Below are 6,086 nucleotides of genomic sequence, written 5' to 3'. Positions count from 1 at the left end.
ACACCCAACAACCCCCGATGACCCGCTACCAAACCCCCAAACCCCCCATGCGACACCACCACACCCTTCGGCACCCCCGTCGACCCCGACGTGTACAGCACGTAGGCCGCCGACCCAGGCAGTCCCCGCACCGGCAGCGCCGACCCGCCCGCCGCCGCCAGCTCCGCGACAACCTCCGGGTCGTCCACCGCAATCACCGGCATCCCCGCCGAAAGCCCCGCGGCGCCCTGCTGAGTCGTCACCACACACGCCGGCGCCGCGTCCGCCAGCATGAACGCCACGCGTTCCGCCGGGTAGGCGAGGTCCAGCAACAAGTAGGCACCGCCGGCTTTCAGTACCGCCAGCAACGCCACGATCAGCTCCACCGACCGCTCCATCGCCACCGCGACCACCGACTCCAGCCCCACCCCACGCTCCACCAGCACACCCGCGAGACGCGACGCACGATCATCCAACTCCCCGTACGTCACCCGCTCATCCCCACACACCACCGCCAACGCACCCGGATCACGCGCCACCTGCTCCGCAAACACATCCGGCACCCACACCCCCGCCACCGACCCCGTCTCATTCCACTCCGACACCATCCGCCGACACAACTCCTCCGACAACACCCCCACCCCACCCAACGCAACCCCAGACCCCACCCCACCCAACGCAGCCACCAACCCCTCCACCGCGGTCTCCAACAGACCACACACCACCCCCGCATCCCCCGGATCCACCACATCCACCGTCACCCCGAACCCAACCCCCACATCATCAACCGCCACAGCCAACGGATAGTTCGTACGCTCCTGGGTGAGCAGGGCCCTCATTCCGGCCAGCCCTCCGGTTGTGTCGCCGCGCCCGCGGTCGGCCTGCCCGGGCCCGTGCCGGTAGTTGAAGAGTGAGGTGAACAGCGGGGCCGGCGGTTGGACACCGCTGGCCTGCTGTGCCAGGGCCAGGGGCGCGTGCTCGTGGACCAGGAGCCCGGCCAGTTGGGACTGCATCACCCTCACGGCCTCAACAGCGTCATGAGCCCCGACATCCAGCCGCACCGGCAAGGTGTTCATGAACGGACCCGCAACCCGCTCCGCACCCCGCCCACCAGTCATCCGACCCAACAGCACCGTCCCGAACACCACATCCGAGCGCCCGGACAGACCCGCCACCACCCGCGCCCACGCCACATGGAACAACGTCGCCGGACTCACCCCCAACTCACGTGCCCGCACCCGCACCCCCTCCGCCAGCCCCTCCTCCAGCATCAACCGCGCCTGCCTCAGAGCAGAACCATCACCACGCGCATCAGCCAGACCGAACGGCAACGTCGGCTCCGTGACATCGCCCAGCAAACCCGCGAAATACTCCTCATGCTCCTCACGGGGCACTCCGAGCCGCGCCTGAGCAACGAAATCACGGAACGGCAGCGGCACCGGCAACTCATCCCCGCGGCCCGACATGAACGCCGCCACCTCGCCCAACACCACATCCAACGCCGTGTGGTCCTGGAGCAGATGATGCACCTGCACCAACGCAAACCACCGGCCACTGTCCGGCTCCTCCGCCACGTGCATCCGCAGCAGCGGTGCGCGCCGCAGGTCCAGCCACGAACCCGCCGTGTCCAACAGTTCGGCCGCGGCGTCGCCGTTTCCGGAGAGGGTCACCTCGGTGACCGGCACGACCACGTGACGCCGTACCACCTGCACCGGCTCGGGCAAGCCCTCCCACACCAGCGCCGTGCGGTAGATGTCGTGCCGGTCCACCACTCGCTGCAACGCCGACACGAAAGCGTCCAACCGTTCACGACCGTCGAAGGCCACCACTGTCGGGACCAGGTAGACGTCCGCCTCACCCGGCTGGGTGAGCAGGTGATGGAAGAAGATGCCCTCCTGCAACGGAGCCAGCGGATACACGTCCGCCACGTTCGACGCGCCGCCCTCGACCGACGCGCACACCAACTCGACCTGCGCGGCCGTCAGATCCACCAGCGGCAGCATCTCCGGCGTGATGTGCCGCGCACCGGCCGGAATAGCGTTCGGCGGCACCACCACGACACCGCCGCCGTCACCGGCCGCGGCCACCCCGGCCGGCGTCGGCGACTCGAACAACGCCCGCACCGACACCCCGAAACCCCGCTCACGCAACCGCTGCACCAACGACACCGCCAACAGCGAATGCCCGCCCAACTCGAAGAAGTTGTCCTCCACCCCCACCCGTTCAAGGTTCAGAACCTCGGCGAACACCTGGCACACCAGTTCCTCGGCCACCGTGGCGGGACCCCGTCCACCACCGGACGCCGTGTACTCGGGCACCGGAAGCGCCGCCCGGTCCACCTTCCCGTTCACCGTCAACGGCAGCGCATCCAGCACCATCACCGCCGACGGGACCATGTACTCCGGCACCCGCCGGCCCACGTACGTACGCAGCTCAGCCGCCAGCTCACCACCATCCGCACCGTCACCGTCCGCGTGCGGAACGGCATAGGCCACGAGACGCCGGTCGCCACGGACGTCCTCCCGGGCGACCACCACCGCCTGCGTCACCGCCGGATGGGTCGCCAGAACGGCCTCCACCTCACCCGGCTCGATCCGGAAGCCCCGCACCTTCACCTGGTCATCGGCCCGCCCCACGAACACCAGCTGACCGTCGGCGGTCCATCTGGCCACGTCCCCGGTCCGGTACATCCGCTCACCCGGCACCCCGAACGGACACGCCACGAACCGCTCCGCCGTCAGACCCGCGCGACCCTGATACCCCCGCGCCAGCCCCAGACCCGCAATGAACAACTCCCCTGCCACACCGGGCGGAACCGGTTTCAGCCACCGGTCGAGGAGGTAGACGCGGGTGTTCTCGACGGGCCGGCCGATCGGGACGCTCCCGGTGTTCTCGACCGGACCGGCGTGCCGGGAGATCGCGTCGACCGTGGCCTCGGTAGGCCCGTACAGGTTGTGCAACTGCGCCGGCAGCAGAGCCGTGACACGCTCGTACAGCCCACTCGTCAGCGCCTCCCCGCCGGAGAGCATCATCCGCAGGCTTGTGCAGTCCGCCGCCGTGGGCTCGGCCACGAATGCCGTAAGAGAGGAGGGAACGAAGTGGGCGACCGTGACCCGCTCACGCCGGATCAGGTCCGCCAGATACGCCGGATCGCGGTGCTCTCCGGGCGCGGCGACCACCAGTGCCGCCCCGGCCGTCAGCGGCCACCACAGCTCCCACACCGAGGCGTCGAACCCGAATGGCGTCTTGTGCAGCACCCGGTCCCGCTTTTCCAGACCGAACTCCCGCTGCGCCCAGGTCAGATGGTTGGCCAGTCCGCCGTGCGTGATCACAACGCCCTTCGGGCGCCCCGTCGACCCCGACGTGTACATCACATACGCCGCATGCTCCGGCCCCGGCACCACCGACCCCACCACTCCTGCAGGCTGAACGGCCGCCCCCGCACCGCCCACCACCACCCCGAGCCCATCCGGCAACCCACCTGCCAACGCACCGCTCACCACCACGCACACCGGCCGAACGTCCTCCAGCATCAACTCCACACGCTCCAGCGGATACTCCGGATCAATCGGCAGATACGCGCCGCCCGCCTTCCATACCGCCAGCAGCGCCACCAGCAACTCCACCGACCGCTCCAGCATCACCCCCACCACGGACTCCAGCCCCACCCCACGCTCCACCAGCACACCCGCGAGACGCGACGCACGATCATCCAACTCCCGATAAGTGACCCGCTCCTCACCGCACACCACCGCCAACGCGTCGGGTGTACGCGCCACCTGCTCACCGAACCGCACCGGCACGACACCCGGCACACCCGCCACGCCCGTGTCATTCCAGCCCTCGACCACCCGCTCCCGCTCACCCTCCGACAACACCTCGACCTCGTGCACCCGTAGCTGGGCATCGGCCGCCACTGCCGTCAGCACCCGCACATAGCGCTCGGCGATCGTCTCCAGGGTGAGCCGATCGAACAGATCCGCCGACCCGGTCAGCGAACCCCGCACCCCGCAGGGACGTCCGTCCACGGTGACCTCACCCAAGGTCACGTTGATGTCGAACCGCGCCGCCATCGCCCCGGCCGCGAGCGGTACGGCCCGCACGTCACCGAGGTCGAGGCCGGCGCCGGCCGTGTTCTGCACGGTGAGCATCACCTGGAACAGCGGATGCCGCACCAACGAGCGGTCGGGGGCCAGCAGTTCCACCAGCCGCTCGAACGGCACCTCCTGGTGGTCGAGGGCTGCCAGGCTCGTTTCCCGCACTCGGCTCAGCAACTCCGCGAACGGCGGGTCACCCGACACATCGGTCCGTAGCACGAGGGTGTTCACGAAGAAGCCCACGAGGTCGTCCAGCGCCTGGTCGGTACGCCCCGCCACCGCCGTACCGACCGGGACGTCCTCCCCCGCGCCCAGTCGCGACAACAGCACCGCCAGACCGGCCTGGAGCAGCATGAACATCGTCACACCCTGCTCGCGAGCCAGCGCGGCCAGTTCCGCGTGCACCTCCGCGGGAATGTCGAGGGCCACGGTGTGGCCCCGGTGGGAGGCAGTGGCCGGGCGCGGCCGGTCCAGCGGCAGGGCCAGTTCCGCGGGTGCCCCTGCCAGTGCCTCCTGCCAGTAACCGACCTGGTCCGCGAGCAGACTCTCCGGATCAGCTTCGCTGCCGAGCAGGTCGCGCTGCCACAACGTGTAGTCGGCGTACTGCACCGGCAACGGCTGCCACTCCGGCGCCTGCCCCGCACAGCGTGCCGCGTACGCGCGGGACATGTCGCGAGCCAACGGTCCCATCGACCAGCCGTCCCCCGCGATGTGATGCAACACCACCACCAGCACCGCGGAGTCCGGACCCGTCCGGATCAGCAGTGCGCGGACCGGGATCTCCTGCGACAGGTCGAACCCGTGCCGGGTCTCGGCGGCCACCAGTTCGTCGGTCTCCTGCTGACCGGTGGACTGCGCAACCCGCACGAGCTGACCGATCTCGGCCACGTCACGCACCCTCTGGTACGGCTCGCCTTCGTCGGCCGGGAACACGGTACGCAGCACCTCGTGCCGCGCCACCACATCCACCAGGGCCGCACCCAGCGCATCGACATCCACCTGGCCGTCCAGCCGCAGCACCAGCGGCATGTTGTACGTCGGACTCGGCCCCTCCAACTGCGCCAGGAACCACAACCGCCGCTGGGCGAACGACAACGGCACCCGCTCGGGACGCTCCCACCGCGCCAGACCGACCCGCGCCGACCCCGCACCACCGAGCCGAGCGGCCAGCTCCGCCGGCGTCGGCGCCTCGAACAGCTCCCGGACGCCCAACTCGACGCCGAAGACCGACCGCACGCGCGACACCAGCCGCGTCGCCAGCAGTGAATGGCCACCCAGCTCGAAGAAGTTGTCCTCCGCCCCGGCCTGTTCGAGGCCGAGGACCTCGGCGAACACCCCGCACATCAGCTCTTCGGCCACCGTCGCGGCTCCTCGCCCACGGCCGGACCCCGAGTACTCGGGCATCGGCAGTGCGGTGCGGTCGGTCTTGCCGTTGGGGGTCAGGGGAAGTTCGTCGAGGACCACGACGGCCGTGGGCACCATGTACTCCGGCAACCGGCCCGCGGCAGCCGCCCGCACCTCGCCCGGCAGATCACCACCCGCCTGCCCGGACGCCACCACATACGCCACCAGCCGCTTCTCACCCGGCACGTCCTCACGCACCACCACCACCGCCCGCGCCACCCCCGGATGAGCACCCACCACCGCCTCGACCTCACCCGGCTCGATCCGACGCCCCCGCACCTTCACCTGATCATCCGCCCGCCCCACGAACACCAGCTGACCGTCCGAGGTCCACCGCACCAGATCCCCCGTCCGATACATCCGCTCACCCACACCCCCGAACGGACACGCCACAAACCGCTCCGCCGACAACCCCCCACGACCGTAATACCCACGAGCCAACCCCACACCCGCCACATACAACTCACCCACCACACCCGGAGCCACCAACCCCAACCCACCATCCAAAACAAACACCCGCGTCCCCACCACCGGACCACCCACCAACACCCGCCCGGCAGACCCGTCACACCGCCACAACGACACATCCACCGTCGTCTCCGCAGG

At 69.8% G+C, this 6,086-nt stretch carries 1 protein-coding gene; it reads right to left on the bottom strand.

Annotated features, from left to right (window positions below):
• On the bottom strand, positions 1–5,840 hold a 5,840-nt coding region (locus ACFWXC_RS52805; RefSeq protein ID WP_384491477.1), incomplete at its 3' end, for an amino acid adenylation domain-containing protein.
• Positions 5,841–6,086: the final 246 nt, after the last annotated feature.

The sequence above is a fragment of the Streptomyces sp. NPDC058683 genome, assembly GCF_042716195.1.
Classification (GTDB): domain Bacteria; phylum Actinomycetota; class Actinomycetes; order Streptomycetales; family Streptomycetaceae; genus Streptomyces.
The sequence above is the reverse complement of the archived record's forward strand: the minus strand, read 5'-3'. Positions and strand labels throughout refer to the sequence as shown.